Raw genomic sequence first — 13,478 nt, 5'->3', positions numbered from 1 at the left:
TATCCCGTTTTTCTACGCCTACGCCACCGATTTTGACTTATTGGGCGCAATGCCCTGGAGCCGCCCCGTGTCTACGACAGTTCCCACGCCAGCCGCTAGCCCTGCCATTTTGGCCCTTGCCGATGGCACTATTTTTCATGGAATTTCTATTGGTTCTGATGGTGAAACCCTTGGTGAGGTGGTATTTAATACCTCAATGACGGGTTATCAAGAAATCTTAACTGATCCTTCTTATACCAAGCAGATTGTTACGCTGACTTACCCACACATTGGTAATTACGGTGTTAACCCAGAAGACGCTGAAAGCCGCGCAGTTTTTGCTGAAGGCTTGATTATTCGCGATCTACCTCTGCTGCATTCAAACTTTCGCTCGACAATGAGCTTGGGGGAGTATCTCAAGCAAAACAACGTCGTGGCTATTGCTGATATCGATACCCGTAAATTAACCCGTATTTTGCGTGAGAAAGGCGCTCAGCCAGGTTGCATCGTGACTGGCGAAAATATCGATGAAGCTGCGGCCGTCGCTAAAGCCAAATCGTTTGGCTCAATGGCCGGCCAAGACTTAGCCAAAGTGGTGACATGCGAGAAAGCCTTTGAATGGTCAACTGCCGAATGGAAATTAGGCGTTGGTTATACCGTGCAATCGAATCCACGTTTTCACGTGGTCGCTTATGACTACGGTGTGAAACACAATATCCTGCGTATGTTGGCTGAACGTGGTTGCAAACTGACTGTGGTACCAGCGCAAACGCCAGCGGCTGACGTGTTGGCGCTCAATCCAGACGGCGTGTTCTTGTCGAACGGCCCTGGCGATCCTGAGCCATGTGATTACGCCATTAGCGCGATTCAAACCTTGTTGGCCAAAAAAACTACCGATTTTTGGTATTTGCTTGGGCCATCAGTTGCTCGGTTTGGCCGCTGGCGGTAAAACCAGCAAAATGAAATTTGGTCACCACGGTGCCAACCATCCAGTGCAAGATTTGGATAGCAAGCATGTGATGATTACCAGTCAGAATCATGGCTTTCAAGTGGATGAAACCAGCTTGCCGGCTAACGTTCGCGTAACGCATCGTTCGTTGTTTGACGGCACGGTGCAAGGGATTGAATTGACCGATACGCCGGCATTTTCATTCCAAGGCCACCCAGAAGCCAGCCCAGGTCCACACGATGTGGCGTACTTGTTTGATAAGTTTATTGCGCAAATGGCAGAGCGTAAGGCTTAAGTGGCGTTGCCGAGTAAGCCTGCTCAATCAAACTGATTAATCCACGTAGTTAATAAAGGAGCTAGGTGTTGCGCGATTAAAAGTTGAGGTGAAAACCACCTTTTAACGCGCAAACCTGACAGCACAATGCCAAAACGTACCGACCTTAAAAGCATATTGATTATTGGCGCTGGCCCGATTGTGATCGGCCAAGCGTGTGAATTTGACTACTCTGGCGCGCAAGCTTGTAAAGCGCTGCGCGAAGAGGGTTACAAAGTTATTTTGGTGAATAGCAATCCTGCCACCATCATGACCGACCCGAATATGGCCGATGTGACTTACATCGAGCCGATTACATGGCAAGTTGTAGAAAAAATCATCGACAAAGAGCGCCCAGATGCGATCTTGCCGACGATGGGCGGCCAAACAGCGCTGAACTGTGCGCTCGATTTGTGGCACCACGGCGTGCTCGACAAATACAAAGTTGAATTGATTGGCGCAACACCAGAAGCCATCGACAAAGCGGAAGATCGTCAAAAATTTAAAGTGGCGATGGATAAGATTGGTCTGGGTTCGGCGCGTTCAGGGATTGCGCATAGCTTAGAAGAATCATTGGCGGTGCAAGCGCAAGTGGGCTTTCCGACGATTATTCGTCCGTCGTTCACGATGGGTGGCTCGGGCGGTGGTATTGCCTACAATATGCAAGAATTTATCGAGATCTGTACTCGAGGTCTTGACCTCTCGCCAACCAAAGAATTGTTGATTGAAGAATCGCTCTTGGGCTGGAAAGAATATGAAATGGAAGTGGTTCGTGATAAGAACGACAACTGCATCATCATCTGCTCGATTGAAAACTTAGACCCAATGGGTGTGCATACCGGTGACTCAATCACGGTTGCGCCAGCACAAACGCTGACTGACAAAGAATACCAAATCATGCGTAATGCATCGATTGCGGTATTGCGTGAAATCGGCGTGGATACCGGCGGCTCGAACGTGCAATTCTCGGTTAATCCTGCTGATGGCCGTTTGATCGTGATCGAAATGAACCCACGTGTTTCGCGCTCAAGCGCGTTGGCGTCAAAAGCAACCGGCTTTCCGATTGCGAAAGTCGCCGCCAAATTGGCTGTGGGTTACACGCTGGATGAGCTTAAAAACGAAATTACGGGTGGCAAAACGCCAGCGTCGTTTGAGCCTTCAATCGATTACGTGGTGACTAAAATCCCACGTTTCGCGTTCGAGAAATTCCCGCAAGCCAATGATCGCCTAACGACACAAATGAAGTCGGTGGGTGAAGTGATGGCCATTGGCCGCACCCAACAAGAATCATTGCAAAAAGCCTTGCGTGGTCTTGAAACTGGCATGTCAGGTTTTGACGAAATTTGCACTGATCGTATGAAAATCGAATCAGAAATCGCAACGCCAGGTCCAGAGCGTCTGTGGTATGTGGCTGATGCCTTCCGCGTTGGTTTGTCGATGGCTGAAATTCATGAAATTTCAAAAATTGACCCGTGGTTCTTGGTGCAAATCGAAGATTTGCTCAATGATGAAGCGGCTTTGCGTGGTCGTTCGGTGGATAGCCTGACTAAAGCTGAATTCCGCAAATTAAAACGCAAAGGTTTCTCGGATCGCCGTTTGGGTACTTTGCTCGGTTGCGATCAAAATGCGGTGCGTAAAGCGCGTCACGCATTTGGTGTTCGTCCAGTGTATAAGCGTGTAGATACTTGTGCCGCTGAATTTGCGAGCGATACAGCGTATATGTATTCGACTTACGAAGAAGAGTGCGAAGCAGCGCCGACGGACAAAAAGAAAGTGATGATTTTGGGCGGTGGCCCGAACCGCATTGGTCAAGGTATCGAGTTTGACTATTGCTGCGTTCACGCTGCACTGGCTTTGCGCGAAGATGGTTACGAAACCATTATGGTCAATTGCAATCCAGAAACAGTTTCAACCGATTACGATACGTCAGATCGTTTGTATTTCGAGCCATTAACGCTAGAAGACGTGCTTGAAATCGTTGCGGTTGAAAAACCATTTGGCGTGATTGTGCAGTACGGTGGTCAAACGCCATTGAAATTGGCGCGCGCTTTAGAAGCGAACGGTGTGCCAATTGTCGGTACCAGCCCAGACATGATCGACGCAGCGGAAGATCGCGAGCGTTTCCAAAAACTATTGCAAGACTTGCAATTGCGTCAACCGCCTAACGCGACAGCACGTACTGAGCAAGATGCCTTGCATTTGGCACGTGAGTTGGGTTATCCATTGGTGGTTCGTCCATCGTATGTATTGGGTGGCCGCGCGATGGAAATCGTGCATTCAGATAAAGATCTTGAGCGCTATATGCGCGAAGCGGTCAAAGTATCGAATGATTCTCCTGTGCTGCTTGATCGCTTCTTGAACGACGCGATTGAAGTGGATGTGGATGCCATTTCTGATGGTACCGATGTCATCATCGGCGGCATCATGGAGCATATCGAACAAGCGGGCGTTCACTCCGGTGACTCGGCATGCTCATTGCCACCGTATTCGCTCTCGAAAGAATTGCAAGACGAATTGCGTCGTCAAACCGTGTTGATGGCCAAAGGCTTGAACGTTGTTGGTTTGATGAATGTGCAATTTGCGATTCAAGGTAAGGGTGATGAAGCCAAGGTGTTTGTGTTGGAAGTGAATCCACGTGCTTCACGTACCGTGCCATACGTATCCAAAGCCACTAGCGTGGCGTTAGCAAAAGTGGCTGCGCGTTGTATGGTGGGCCAATCTTTGGTGTCGCAAGGCGTGACGGTTGAAGTGATTCCACCGTACTACTCGGTGAAAGAAGCGGTATTCCCATTCGCAAAATTCCCTGGCGTGGATTCAATTTTGGGTCCAGAAATGAAGTCAACCGGCGAAGTCATGGGCGTGGGTACGACTTTTGCTGAAGCGTTTGTGAAGTCACAATTGGCAGCAGGTGTGGTATTGCCGACACAAGGTAGTGTGTTTATTTCGGTGCGCGAAGGTGATAAACCTGCAGCGATTTGAATGCGCCACCATTTTGGCCAAACTTGGCTTTAAGGTGTTGGCAACTAAGGGTACTGCTGCTGTGATTGCCGCTGCGGGTGTGGCGGTAACTGCAGTGAATAAGGTGACTGAAGGTCGTCCGCATGTCGTTGATATGATCGTTAATGGTCAGGTTGGTATGATCTTTAATACTGTCGATGAGCGTCGCCAGGCGATTCAAGATAGTTACTCGATTCGTCATGAGGCGCTGAAAGCCAAGTTGCCGGTATTCACGACCATTGCTGGTGCAAAAGCGGCCTGCGTGGGGATTCGTGATATGAAAGAATTGAACGTTTATAGTTTACAAGACTTGCATCTGCAGTTAAATAACTGATAACGTATTGCACTTCAAGTGAAGCCGCCGTTCCAGACTGGGATGGCGGCTCTTGTTTTTATTGGTGGTGGCGATGTCATTACTAAGTGGAGAAAAAGTATGGTTAAGGTCCCACTCACAGTGGTTGGTGCTGAAAGGCTTAAAGTTGAGTTGGCGCACTTAAAAAGTGTAGAGCGTCCGACTGTGATTGCTGCGATCGCTGAAGCGCGCTCGCATGGCGATTTGTCAGAAAATGCCGAGTATGATGCGGCCAAAGAAAAGCAAGGCTTTGTTGAAGGGCGTATTGCTGAGTTGGAAGCGAAGTTGTCCAATGGACAAATTATTAATCCAAAAGATTTGGAAGAAACCGCCGAAGGTCGCATTGTGTTTGGCGCAACGATTTTGCTGCAAGATTTGGAAAGTGAAGCTGAAGTGACTTACCAAATTGTTGGTGATGATGAGGCGGATATTAAAGCCGGTAAAATCTCCGTATCAAGCCCGATTGCGCGTGCTTTGATTGGTAAATATGCCGAAGATGTGGCTGAAGTGATGGCGCCGGGTGGCATTCGTGAGTATGAAATTTTAGCAGTAAAATACATCTAAACTACGCGGAGATAGGGTGGGTATATGTGTGAGGCTTATTGCACACCGATGCGCCATTCATATATACGTCATGGCTAATGGACTAAAGAATGTACTGACCACCCTTTGGATTGGTGGGATGTGGATTATCGGCATGGTCGTTGCGCCCGCCTTATTCACCAGTTTAGATAAAGCCGTCGCCGGGATGGTGGCGGGGAAGTTGTTTTATGTGATTGGCTGGATCGGGATCGTTGCTGGAGTATTTTTGGCGATCTGGCAGATTTGGTTTAATGGCCTTAGCGCATTTAAAAGTCTGCGGTTGTGGCTGATTTTGAGTATGTTGCTGTGTACACTGATTAATCAGTTTGCGATTTTTCCGTTGATCGCCGAATTAAAGCCCGTGGTAAGTAATGCCGCAGAGGGTATGTTTGGTGGTGGTTTGGCGCAGTGGCATACCATTTCAAGTTTGATTTATTTAATGCAGAGCATTTTTGGCCTAGTGTATATATGGTCTAGCGAGCATTAAAAAGGGCGGCTAGGCCGCCCCTGTTTTATTTTGCTACCTTTTTTGGCTTAGGCAGTAAGATTTTCGGTTTGTCAGTATTGCTTGGGCGGAAAATAAGCAGCAGTTTGCCTAAGTGTTGCACTGGGCAAGCACCAAGATCAGCACAGATTTTTTCCATAAACTGAACCCGCGCTTCGCGATCGTCGCCCAATACGCGAACCTTAATTAGCTCGTGCGCATCTAAATTGACCGCAATTTCGCGCATCACAGCGTCGGTCAAGCCTGAGCTACCAATCATCACGACCGGATTGAGATGGTGCGCTAAGCTACGCAAATGTCGGCATTGATCTGCAGTGAGTTGTAGCATGAGATTAACCTTAAAAACCTTGAAATAACCGGATAGTTTACCTGATGGCTCGTTCTAATTCCAGTAATGTATGGCTACAAGAGCATGTTAATGACCACTATGTACAGATGGCCAAAAAAGATGGCTATCGTGCACGTGCTGCTTATAAGCTCATCGAAATTGATGAGAAAGATAAATTACTTAAGCCCGGTATTTGGGTGGCCGACTTGGGTGCTGCGCCAGGCAGTTGGTGTCAAGTTGCGGCTAAAAAAGTCGGGCCGCATGGGCGTGTGTTTGCGCTAGATATTTTAGAAATGGATCCGATTCGTGGCGTTGAATTTGTACAAGGCGATTTTCGTGAGGATGAAGTCTTGGCTGAGTTTAGCGCTTTGCTAAATGGCCGCCAGTTAGACCTTGTCATTTGTGATATTGCCCCCAATATAACGGGTAATGCCGATACGGATCAGGCTCGTAGTATGTATTTGTGCGAGCTGGCTTTGGAATTTGCACGTGAACAATTGAAGCCCGGCGGTCATTTATTGGTTAAAGTGTTTCAAGGCTATGGATTTACCGAGTATATGAGTGCGATGCGTGAAACTTTTGCGTCGGTTGTGACTCGAAAACCAAAGGCTTCACGTGATCGTAGTCCCGAAGTCTATTTATTGGGTAAACAAAAAAAGTCCTAAACAGGTAAAATGTTTTCATCATCCCTCGTTTTGGGAAACTCAGGAGCAAAGCCTTGAATAATCTCGGCAAGAATATCGCCATTTGGCTCGTCGTTGGCTTAGTGCTGATGACGGTATTTAATCAATTTTCTAAGCATCAAGATGGCTCGACTCAAATACCGTATTCGCAGTTTATGACGGATGTTGAGCAAGGCCGTATTGCTAGTGCTGAAATCGAAGGTAATCCTTTACGTGGTCAATTGATTCGCGGTAAAAAAGCCGATGGGGCCGGTTATTCCACCTTGGCGCCATTTGATTACCGTTTGGTTGATACGCTAATTAAATATAATGTGAAGTTTTCTGCCAAGGCCGAAGAAGAGCAGGGTCTATTGATGAGTTTGCTTGTCAATTGGGCGCCAATGTTGTTGCTGATCGGCGTTTGGATCTTCTTTATGAATAAGATGCAAGGCGGCGGTAAAGGCGGTGCTTTTAGTTTTGGTAAATCAAAAGCCAAAATGCTGGATGAAAACAATAATTCGGTGACTTTTGCGGATGTTGCCGGTTGCGACGAAGCCAAAGAAGAAGTCTCTGAAATCGTTGATTATTTGCGTGATCCAAGCAAGTATCAAAGTTTGGGTGGACGCATGCCTTGCGGAATCTTGCTGGTAGGTTCTCCAGGTACAGGTAAAACCTTGCTGGCCAAAGCGATTGCTGGTGAAGCAAAAGTGCCATTTTTCTCGATTTCGGGTTCTGATTTCGTTGAAATGTTTGTCGGTGTCGGTGCCGCACGCGTTCGCGATATGTTTGAAAACGCCAAGAAAAATGCGCCGTGTATCATCTTTATCGATGAAATTGATGCGGTAGGTCGTCAGCGCGGTGCGGGTATGGGTGGCGGCAATGATGAGCGAGAGCAAACATTAAACCAAATGCTGGTTGAAATGGACGGCTTTGAAGGCAATTCTGGCATTATCGTCATTGCGGCAACCAATCGTCCCGATGTACTTGATCCTGCTTTATTGCGTCCAGGTCGTTTTGACCGACAAGTTACCGTATCTTTGCCGGATATCCGTGGCCGTGAGCAGATTCTTGCGGTTCATATGCGTAAAGTGCCGATCGCGAATGATGTTGATGCATCGATTATTGCTCGCGGTACACCAGGCATGTCGGGTGCTGATTTGGCTAACTTGGTCAATGAAGCCGCGCTGTTTGCAGCACGACGCGCCAAGCGCTTGGTTGATATGGCCGACTTTGAGTCAGCAAAAGACAAAATTTACATGGGTCCAGAGCGTCGTAGCATGGTTATGACTGAAGAAGATCGTCGTGCAACGGCGTATCACGAATCAGGTCATGCGGTCGTTGCTGAAATGCTGCCGGGTACTGATCCGGTGCATAAAGTGACCATCATGCCACGCGGTCGAGCTTTAGGTTTGACTTGGCAACTGCCTGAGCGTGATAGTTTTTCTCTGTATAAAGATCAAATGCTGAATCGTTTGGCGATTTTGTTTGGTGGTCGTGTTGCGGAAGACTTATTTATTCATCGTATTTCGACTGGTGCGTCGAATGACTTTGAGCGTGCCACCGGTATGGCGCGTGATATGGTGACTCGCTACGGGATGACTGAGAAATTAGGCCCAATGGTTTATGGCGATAATGAAGGCGAGGTGTTTTTAGGTCGTTCAGTGACGACACATAAAAATATGTCAGAAGCTACGATGCAGCAGGTTGATGCAGAGATTCGCCGAATTATTGATGAGCAGTATGCCGTTGCAGAGAAAATTCTTGAAGAAAACCGCGATAAAGTTGAAGCGATGACCAATGCTTTGATGGAGTGGGAAACGATTGATCGTGAGCAAGTGTTGGATATTATGGCTGGTCGTGAACCGCGTCCGCCTAAAAGCTTGCCACCACCACGCGTAACTGTCGCAGTAACGGGTGGCGATGCTACCCAAGGTGGTCAAGAAGTAACGACTACGCCAGCAACTGAAGCTTAATGCTGCATAGATTTATTGTCTGATTTTAAAGGCGGCCTTGGCCGCCTTTTTTTGTTGATTGGGAGTGCCGATGAAATATATTTTTCCTGTGGCCGGTTTAAGTTGGCCTTGGATCGTCCTTGGGTGATGGGTATTGTGAATGTGACCCCTGATTCATTTGTCGATGGTGGGCAATACGATACCTTGGTCCATGCAGTGGCGCATGCTGAGCGCTTATTGAAAGACGGTGCTGATATATTAGATATTGGTGGCGAGTCAACGCGCCCAGGTGCCGCTTTGGTTCCTGTTGAAGAAGAAATTCGCCGGGTGATTCCAGTGCTGCAGGCGCTGAGTAGCTTAAATGTGCCGTTGTCAATTGACACCCGTAAACCTGAGGTGATGCGGGCTGCAATTGATGCTGGCGTAGATTTGGTGAATGATATTAGTGCTCTAGAGGGTAGTGGGGCGATGGATGTACTGGCAGCAAGTCAGGTTGGTGTTTGTTTGATGCATAAGCAAGGTGAGCCGCAGACCATGCAAGATTCGCCGGTGTATGAAGACGTTGTTGCCGAAGTTGGGCTTTACTTGCAGCAGCGAATTGCATTGGCGATGAGTGCAGGCATTGCTGCTGAACGTATCGTATTTGATCCTGGTTTTGGTTTTGGCAAAAGCTTGGCGCATAATGTGGCGCTGTTTCAATCGCTAGATTTATTGTGCACGCAATTATCACTGCCTTTGCTGGTGGGCGTTTCGAGAAAGAAAATGTTGGGTGAAATTACCGGCTATGCCGTTTCTGGTCGTGTACAGGCCAGTGTCGTTGCGGCATTGCTTGCGGTGCAGAAAGGTGCTGCCATTGTGCGTGTGCATGACGTAAGGGAAACGGTGGATGCTTTAAAATTGTGGGAAAGCATTAAAATAATCTTATTACAAAATAGGTAGGGCATTATGGCGCGTAAATTTTTTGGTACAGATGGGGTGCGGGGCTTAGTGGGTGAATATCCGATTACGCCTGATTTTGCGATGAAACTAGGGTTTGCTGCTGGGAAGGTATTTGCCGCAAATAGCACACGTAAAAGCAGTGAGCATGCCGCCGTATTGATCGGAAAAGATACGCGCGTTTCTGGCTATATGCTTGAAGCTGCATTGCAAGCGGGCTTTAATGCCGCCGGCGTTGATGTGTACTTAACTGGTCCTTTGCCAACACCGGGTATCGCTTATTTGACCCGTGCGCTGCGTTTGTCGGCAGGGGTGGGTTATTTCTGCGTCGCATAATCCTTATCACGACAATGGGATTAAATTCTTTAGCGCATCAGGAGAGAAACTCCCTGATGACGTTGAACTCGCGATTGAAGCTGCAATTGAAGAAATCCAGCACTGTGTTCAATCAAAGCAAATTGGTAAATCTAAGCGGATTGACGATGCCGCTGGTCGTTATATTGAGTTTTGTAAATCAACCTTTCCTAACGAGCTCGATTTACGTGGTTTGAAATTGGTGGTTGACTGCGCGCATGGCGCAACGTATCACATCGCACCGCATGTATTTCATGAGCTGGGCGCCGAAGTGATTAGCATTGGCGTGAAACCAGATGGTTTCAACATCAATGATGAAGTCGGTGCAACACATCCAGAAACGCTACGCCTCAAAGTATTGTCTGAAGGTGCGCATTTCGGTATCGCGCTCGATGGTGATGGCGATCGGCTGATTATGGTCGATCGCGATGGCACCATCGTCGATGGCGATCAATTGCTCTATGTGTTAGCGAGCCATCGTCAGCAAAAAGGTACTTTAGGTGCTGGCGTTGTGGGTACTTTGATGACGAATTTGGGCGTTGAAAATGCGCTGAAAGCTAAAGGAATTGGCTTTGTCCGAGCGAAAGTCGGTGATCGTTATGTGATGGAACAATTGAAGTTGAATAACTGGCTGGTCGGTGGTGAAGGTTCTGGGCATTTATTGTGTTTAGATAAGCATTCAACGGGCGATGGCATTGTTTCTGCCTTGCAAATTTTGCAGGCGCTACAAGAAAGCAATCAAACCTTGGCGGGCTTTTGCAAAGATTTGTCGCTATCTGAGCAAGTGCTGAAAAACGTTCGCATTGCGAAAGGTTTTGATTGTCACGCTTCTGAGAGCATTGCTGAGGCCGTTGCTGTTGCGGAAGCGGCGATGGGTAATGATGGGCGCGTATTGCTGCGCCCGTCAGGCACAGAGCCAGTGGTGCGTGTGATGGTTGAGCATGTCGACCCAGTTATCGCGCGAGAGTGGGCTGATAAAATCGCCGCAGTCGTTCAGGCTGAAGCACAAGAGTAATTACGTCGACGTTCGAAATGTGGCCATTGATCTTTCAAGTTCATTGGCCACATCTGCCAATTCTGCCATTTCCTGTTTGATTGCCTGACTGTCATTGTGCGTGTGATTAAGCCCGGTGCTGATTGCACTAACTTGCTCAGCAATGGCCTGCGCTGCTGCCGTTTGCTGATCAACAGCGACGGCGATTGACTCCATCATATTGGCGACGCCTTCACTTTCGTTGCGAATTTGCGATAGGGAGCGTGACACCGTCTGACCGTGTTCGCTAAATTGCCCCAAGCATAAACTCGCCGCACTGATGGCATGACTCGTTACACTGGTATTGGTTTGTGTTTTTTTGAGGATGTCTTGGATGTTGCGAGTGGATGCCGTGGTGTGTTGCGCCAATTTACGAACTTCATCGGCAACCACAGCAAATCCTCGACCAGATTCACCAGCACGTGCTGCTTCAATAGCGGCATTCAGAGCCAATAAATTAGTCTGATCGGCAATATCTTTGATTGTGGCGCTGGCCGTCACTATTTCACTAAATGAACGCGCCAGTGTCTGCATTTCAGCCTCGACTTGTGCAAAATGCGAAGATAAAGCCGAGAGGTTGTTGAGTGTAATTTGCCCCGCTTGATCCGCATTGCTCGTTGCGGCGAATGAAGATTGCGCGGTATTTGCAGCTTGCGCAGCCAATGTGCCAACATGCGCAATTGCACTGCTGAGCGTGGTACTGGCGTGCCGAATATCATCTAATTGCAGTGATTGATCGTGCGTATTTTGGCTAACTGCATTCGATAAATCGCTGATTCGGTGGGTGTCAGCTCGAGTTGCTGTGGCCGCAATACTCGCTTGCGTAAGCACTTGCTGAAGTTGCTGTAGAAATTGGTTGATGGCGAGGCTCAATTGGCCAAGTTCGTCACGACTTTCAGGCATGCGCAATGTGATTTCACCTTCGTGCAGTCGTTGGGCAATTAATCCCATTTTGTGTAAAGTACTTTGCAAGCGCTTGGCAAAGCCCAGTTGAGAAATAATGATAATCAACCCTGCGCCGCCAATTGGAATGAGTACGCCCCAGATGAGTTGCTGAATATCTTGCTGGATGGTGGTTTCGCTGTGCTGTGCATCACTCACAATTTGCCCCATTAATTGGCTGATCTGTTCAAGCAATGGCGACAAATCATTTCGATACAATTGTTCTGGCATTGTGATGGCATCTTCAGGGCTGGTTTCAGCAATTTTAATTGCGCTGCGAAATTGAGTTAGATAGCGCTGCCAATTTTGCTTGAGTGCTTGCTGCAAAGATTGCTGTTGAATCGGTGTGAGGGTCGGCGTTAATGCTTGTTGTAGGCTGTGGATTTGCTGTTCGGCTTGCTGTAATTGTGGCTCAGCATCAGGCGCCATGACGTCGAGCCGTGATAGTGTGAGCATGCTTGATTTCATTTGCGCGAGTTGAGCAATACTGGTTTGTTTTTGTTGGTTTTCTAAAAAATGCAATCTAAGGGTGTGTAGTTTCCAGCTGCAGATGAGCGCCGCAGTGATGAGTGCGGCCAAGGTGATGGTACTAACGTATTTAAGCTGTGTGGCAATCTTCATGTAACGGGCTTCGGTGTTCTGGCGTGAGGGTCACGTAGCATAAGTCGCTGCTGTTACACTAAAATGACAAATACATGCTTAGTGCATAGGTATTTGTATGTAGGCCTCGTAAATAAAGCGCTGCATCCATATACCCAACAAAAAAGGCCGCATAAGCGGCCTTTTTGATGACGGATGATGGCTTAACCAAACTTACCTGTAATGTAGTCTTCAGTCGCTTTTACTTTTGGTGCGGTAAAGATCGTATCGGTTTCGCCCATTTCGATCATTTCACCCAAGTACATATACGCCGTGTAATCAGAAATACGTGCAGCTTGCTGCATATTGTGCGTCACAATGGCGATGGTGTAGTCTTTTTTGAGCTCATGAATGAGTTCTTCAACGTGCGCGGTTGAGATTGGATCCAGTGCCGAAGTGGGTTCGTCGAGCAACAGAATCTCAGGTTTTACGGCAACGGCGCGGGCGATGCAAAGACGTTGCTGCTGACCGCCAGAAAGACCGAGGCCTGATTGCTTAAGCTTGTCTTTAACTTCGTTCCACAGCGCGGCTTTAGTGAGCGCCCATTCAATGCGATCATCCATTTCTGATTTGCTGAGTGTTTCATAGAGCTTAACGCCGAATGCAACGTTGTCATAAATCGACATCGGAAATGGGGTTGGTTTTTGAAAAACCATGCCGACTTTGGCACGCAGCATATTCAAGTCAACGCTAGACTCTAAAATATATTTTGCCCGTTGAGAATGATTTCACCTTCGGCACGCAATTTTGGATAAAGGTCATACATGCGATTGAAAGTGCGTAATAAGGTCGACTTGCCGCAGCCAGAAGGGCCAATAAATGCGGTCACTTTGCCGGCTAAAATTTCCAAATTGATGTTTTTAAGTGCGTGAAAGTTGCCGTAGTAAAAATTCAAATTTTTGACTGTCAAGCCAGCTTTATGTTGAGTGCTCATGAATGATTGTCCGTTCAAAGT

7 protein-coding genes and 4 pseudogenes are annotated in these 13,478 nt (G+C 47.8%); 8 read left to right on the top strand and 3 right to left on the bottom strand.

Annotated elements, in window-relative coordinates; translation table 11 throughout:
* Positions 1–49: 49 nt before the first annotated feature.
* The 4 genes and pseudogenes from carA (at position 50) to GKO28_RS01335 (ending at position 5,659) form a co-directional block, all read left to right on the top strand.
* Positions 50–1,223, top strand: a pseudogene (carA, locus tag GKO28_RS01350) (glutamine-hydrolyzing carbamoyl-phosphate synthase small subunit).
* Between the two features lie 126 nt (positions 1,224–1,349).
* Positions 1,350–4,572, top strand: a pseudogene (gene carB, locus GKO28_RS01345) (carbamoyl-phosphate synthase large subunit).
* A gap of 99 nt (positions 4,573–4,671) precedes the next feature.
* Entirely contained in the window at positions 4,672–5,154 is a 483-nt protein-coding gene (greA, locus tag GKO28_RS01340; protein WP_173533749.1) for a transcription elongation factor GreA, read from the top strand.
* Positions 5,155–5,224: 70 nt separating this feature from the next.
* Positions 5,225–5,659 carry a DUF4149 domain-containing protein gene (locus tag GKO28_RS01335; RefSeq protein ID WP_173533750.1) on the top strand — a complete coding sequence of 145 codons (435 nt, stop codon included), beginning with the start codon at positions 5,225–5,227 and terminating at the stop codon, positions 5,657–5,659.
* Between the two features lie 25 nt (positions 5,660–5,684).
* Here GKO28_RS01335 and yhbY read toward each other — a convergent pair whose 3' ends face one another.
* The gene (gene yhbY / locus GKO28_RS01330; protein ID WP_173533751.1) at positions 5,685–6,005 is read right to left on the bottom strand and encodes a ribosome assembly RNA-binding protein YhbY; all 321 of its coding nucleotides are present in this window, start codon (positions 6,003–6,005) and stop codon (positions 5,685–5,687) included.
* 41 nt (positions 6,006–6,046) lie between these two features.
* On the opposite strand from yhbY, the gene GKO28_RS01325 reads away from it, so the two are divergent.
* The 4 genes and pseudogenes from GKO28_RS01325 to glmM all read left to right on the top strand — a co-directional run bounded on the left by GKO28_RS01325 (position 6,047) and on the right by glmM (position 10,924).
* On the top strand, positions 6,047–6,670 hold the full coding sequence (locus GKO28_RS01325; RefSeq protein WP_173534696.1) for an RlmE family RNA methyltransferase: 624 nt from the start codon (positions 6,047–6,049) through the stop codon (positions 6,668–6,670).
* A 53-nt stretch (positions 6,671–6,723) separates the two neighbouring features.
* On the top strand, positions 6,724–8,640 hold the full coding sequence (gene ftsH, locus GKO28_RS01320; protein ID WP_173533752.1) for an ATP-dependent zinc metalloprotease FtsH: 1,917 nt from the start codon (positions 6,724–6,726) through the stop codon (positions 8,638–8,640).
* 126 nt (positions 8,641–8,766) lie between these two features.
* Positions 8,767–9,558, top strand: coding sequence for a dihydropteroate synthase (gene folP / locus GKO28_RS01315; RefSeq protein WP_182077366.1), 792 nt, complete (start codon positions 8,767–8,769; stop codon positions 9,556–9,558).
* 6 nt (positions 9,559–9,564) lie between these two features.
* A pseudogene (gene glmM / locus GKO28_RS01310) lies at positions 9,565–10,924 on the top strand (phosphoglucosamine mutase).
* Here glmM and GKO28_RS01305 read toward each other — a convergent pair.
* Complete coding sequence (locus GKO28_RS01305; protein ID WP_182075100.1) at positions 10,925–12,505, bottom strand: methyl-accepting chemotaxis protein; 1,581 nt, start codon at positions 12,503–12,505, stop codon at positions 10,925–10,927.
* Between the two features lie 182 nt (positions 12,506–12,687).
* Positions 12,688–13,457: pseudogene (pstB, locus tag GKO28_RS01300) on the bottom strand (phosphate ABC transporter ATP-binding protein PstB).
* Positions 13,458–13,478: the final 21 nt, after the last annotated feature.

Source organism: Deefgea sp. CFH1-16, assembly GCF_016881365.1.
In the GTDB taxonomy this organism is placed as follows: Bacteria; Pseudomonadota; Gammaproteobacteria; order Burkholderiales; family Chitinibacteraceae; genus Deefgea.
The sequence above is the reverse complement of the archived record's forward strand: the minus strand, read 5'-3'. Positions and strand labels throughout refer to the sequence as shown.